Annotated in this window: 4 protein-coding genes and 1 rRNA gene; 3 read left to right on the top strand and 2 right to left on the bottom strand. The window is 40.5% G+C overall.

Translation table 11 applies throughout. The features are described from left to right. Positions 1–246 precede the first annotated feature (246 nt). Positions 247–1113, bottom strand: a complete 867-nt coding sequence (locus LQ227_RS25525) for a DUF808 domain-containing protein (RefSeq protein WP_230146575.1) — start codon at positions 1111–1113, stop codon at positions 247–249. A 579-nt stretch (positions 1114–1692) separates the two neighbouring features. Here LQ227_RS25525 and LQ227_RS25520 point away from each other — a divergent pair. From LQ227_RS25520 to LQ227_RS25510, 3 genes are read left to right on the top strand one after another with little or no spacing between them, the layout of a single operon-like run. Continuing rightward, positions 1693–2046 (top strand): transposase, encoded by a 354-nt coding sequence (locus LQ227_RS25520; protein WP_230146578.1) that lies wholly within the window; start codon positions 1693–1695, stop codon positions 2044–2046. Then, a complete protein-coding gene (locus tag LQ227_RS25515; protein WP_230151934.1) occupies positions 2039–2812 on the top strand; it encodes a transposase in 774 nt (257 codons plus the stop codon). Before LQ227_RS25520 ends, LQ227_RS25515 begins: the two co-directional genes overlap by 8 nt. Next, positions 2721–3023: a transposase gene (locus LQ227_RS25510; RefSeq protein ID WP_371823075.1), complete on the top strand. Its 303-nt coding sequence runs from the start codon at positions 2721–2723 to the stop codon at positions 3021–3023. The genes LQ227_RS25515 and LQ227_RS25510 overlap by 92 nt, the downstream gene beginning before the upstream one ends. Positions 3024–3178: 155 nt before the next feature. On the opposite strand, the gene rrf is transcribed toward LQ227_RS25510, so the two are convergent. Continuing rightward, positions 3179–3290 (bottom strand): 5S ribosomal RNA (gene rrf, locus LQ227_RS25505). Between the last annotated feature and the right edge of the window lie 15 nt (positions 3291–3305).

The following is a 3305-nucleotide window of genomic DNA, read 5'->3' as shown; positions in this document are numbered from 1 at the left end:
AGGGCAAAACTTTTTAGGGGAACAGCTGTTTGTAGCTGTCTAGTCTCTTCAGACTTACCGGGTTTTCTCCTCCGCCCGGCCGTTTAAAACTCCGGAAGACCCTGCCAGCTAAACCCGACAGCAGCGGGCATCCCGATTTTCATCGGGATAAAGCGGATAGCGGGAACAAACCTATATAGTAGCACAGAACCTGCTTTGCTAAAAAAGATTAAAAATCCACTCTGCAAATAGCATACTGGCAATACTTTATTTTCTGACAATGGCCAAAAGCTTTTTACCCACAGTTAAAATAAACACTGAGGTTAGTCCAGCTGCTAATCCAAAAGCAAATTCTCTAAGAATCGAAGGTAAAGTATGAAGAACATGGTGTAGAAAGCCAACATTATGTGCAAAAATCCCCCCTGAAACCAAGATCAATGCTACTGTTCCTACAACACTTAATATTTTTATTATAATTGGCAAAGAACGAACCAATAGGTTTCCAATGAATGAAAATACACCTTTTTCGCCAGAGGCCTTCATTAAGCGATATCCAGCATCATCCATTCTAACAATAACAGCTACGATTCCATAAACACCAACTGTAGCCAACAAAGCCACAGCTGACACTGTCATAATTTGTATAAGCAGCTTTTCTTCGAGTACGCTTCCCAAAGCTATAATTACGATTTCTATTGATAAAATAAAATCGGTAATAATAGCTGATTTGATCTTCGCTTTTTCTTCCAACTCCCCCTCTTGGATGACCTCTTTTGCTTCGATATGTGTGGGCTTTGATCGATGAATAAAATATTCAACAATTTTCTCCACCCCTTCATACGCCAGGTACAATCCGCCTAGTACCAAGATCACTTTAATCGCTACCGGAAAAAAGAAATTGAGTAATAGCGCAATTGGAACAATAATAAGCTTATTCACAAATGATCCTTTAGTAATAGCCCATAGTACCGGCAATTCTCTTGAAGAAAGAAAACCAGTTGATTTTTCTGCATTTACGGCTAAATCATCTCCCAAAATCCCCGCGGTCTTTTTGGCCGCTACCTTAGCGGTTACCGCTACATCGTCCATTAAAGCACCAATATCATCCAAAATTGCAAAAAAACCTGAAGCCATATCTAAAATCAATTATGCCGCAAAATATCAAATCCTTTCCAGATTCGAACAATCATATTTAAATCTTTAAGCTATATTAGGCTAAACGGTATTCTATAGACAGGGCTGGTTAAATCTATTAATGTGCCCGGTATCAGAAATATAATCGTAAAAAACATCTTCTTAAATAATTAAATGCAGCGTTAACTTATTTATTAAGCATAATCAGAACCCTTCATTTTGATGATCTGGAGCGCAGTAACGGTAACATGTAGGTTGGGTTCCGTCCTGCTGTACGCTGCAATCCTTTTTGGAAACCCTTGGGATAGACAATCTACCGCTGCCAAAAAGGGATTTCCGCTGCCATCAGGGCTAGTGAACCTGGGGCGGAAGGCGTAAAACTCAGGGGAGATCAGCATAATCTGCGGGGACAGGCCCTTAACCCATCTTAATCCCTTTAATGGCAGAAATAACCGCTGTTACAATCCCCTTTCACCATTAAGGGATCAAGGACATCAAGAAGATATAGGATCAAGCGGAAAAGTTGGGGGGAATTAAATAATTTCTTTCTTTTGTAGTTTACAACAATTACGAATCCCCTTGAATCAAGCCGAACAGACCCTTATCAGTTTTTTATTACCAGGAGGTATCCTGGATTATTTCGAAATACTCAAAGTAGAAAAAGAGTTAAAAGAACTTCAAATTTATCTTGAAGAGAAGAATATAGCCCCTTCAGGCTATCAGATAACGGAGCTCGAATCAAAGGGCTTTCTTCCGGAAGTTGCCATTCAGGATTTTCCTATCCGCGGGCAGAAAGTCGCCCTGCGCATAAAAAGACGTAGGTGGACAGTAAAAAAGACTGGCGATATCATCAGTAGAGATTGGGATTTAGTAAGAAAAGGGGCTCGGATGACTACGGAATTCGGTCTTTTTTTAAAAGGAATATTTGGATAACCATCCCATTAGCTGCTATCATCTAGGACATTATTTCCAGATTGACGGCAAACAGCTCCAGGAACAATATAAAGAGCATATCAGTGATTATAGCAGTTGGGACCAGAAAGGTCATGCGGATGATTGGATGCTTTTTGCAAATAACGTGAGCCCCAGGCTCAGTATTGATGAAACAGCTTTGTCCAATGGTGAACTTTATACTGTTGTGACCAATAAGGAAGCCAAAGGCAGAAAGGGTGCTATTGTGGCCATGATCAAAGGCACAGTGGCCGAAAACATTATATCTGTACTGAAAAAGATTCCGGAAAGACTAAGAAAACGGGTGCGGGAAGTAACCATGGATATGGCTGCGAACATGCAATTGGCCATAAAACGGTGTTTTGTAAACGCACATCGGGTAATTGACCGTTTCCATGTTCAGAAACTCGCTTATGATGCAGTTCAGGAAGTTAGGATAAAGTATCGTTGGAAGGCTATCGATGCAGAAAATGAGGATATTGCAACTGCAAAAAAGAACAAAGCTACTTACCAGCCAGAAGTATTGGCCAATGGAGATACGTTAAAGCAATTGCTGGCACGGAGCAGATATCTTTTGTTTAAACATCCCTCAAAATGGACTTCGAATCAGGAACTTAGAGCAGCGCTACTTTTTCAAAGGTATCCAAAATTAAAGAATGCATATGATATCGCCCAGAAACTGGGGGATATATTCAGGCTATGCAAAAGTAAGGAACAGGCCTTTAAGAGATTGGCAATATGGGTATAATGAGATAGAAGCATGCGGAATTGATTCCTTCAGGACTGTTGCCAGATCAATTCAATCGCATTATCTGTACATCCTTAACTTCTTTATCAACAGATCCACGAATGCCTCCGCAGAATCTTTCAATGCAAAGATCAAAGCTTTTAGAGCAACATCCAGAGGCGTTAGGGATATCAAGTTCTTCTTATTCAGATTATCGAAAATATATGCCTAAAGAATCCCCCAACTTTTCCGCTTGATCCAAGATATATTGGAACAGTGCCTTAACTTGTCTTCACTCCTTAATGTTGGAAAAGTGAACGCTACGGAAGAGAATGCTTATAAACGAAGAAAACCCTTCAACATTTCTGTTAAAGGGTTTCTTTTAAGATTTGGCACCGACCTACTCTCCCACGTGTTACCGCAGTACCATCGGCTCTGGTGGGCTTAACTTCTCTGTTCGGAATGGGAAGAGGTGGACACCACCGATATAGGCACCTAAATTTCTTTATTTGAG

This window comes from Pedobacter sp. Bi27 (genome assembly GCF_918698255.1).
Classification (GTDB): Bacteria; Bacteroidota; Bacteroidia; order Sphingobacteriales; family Sphingobacteriaceae; genus Pedobacter.
Note: the sequence above shows the minus strand (reverse complement) of the source record. Positions and strands in the feature narration are given on the sequence as shown.

Bases quoted from the DNA above. Each gene is read 5' to 3' on its own strand.
- LQ227_RS25525 (WP_230146575.1), bottom strand. From the start codon at position 1,113: ATGGCTTCAGGTTTTTTTGCAATTTTGGATGATATTGGTGCTTTAATG.
- LQ227_RS25510 (WP_371823075.1), top strand. From the start codon at position 2,721: ATGCATATGATATCGCCCAGAAACTGGGGGATATATTCAGGCTATGCA.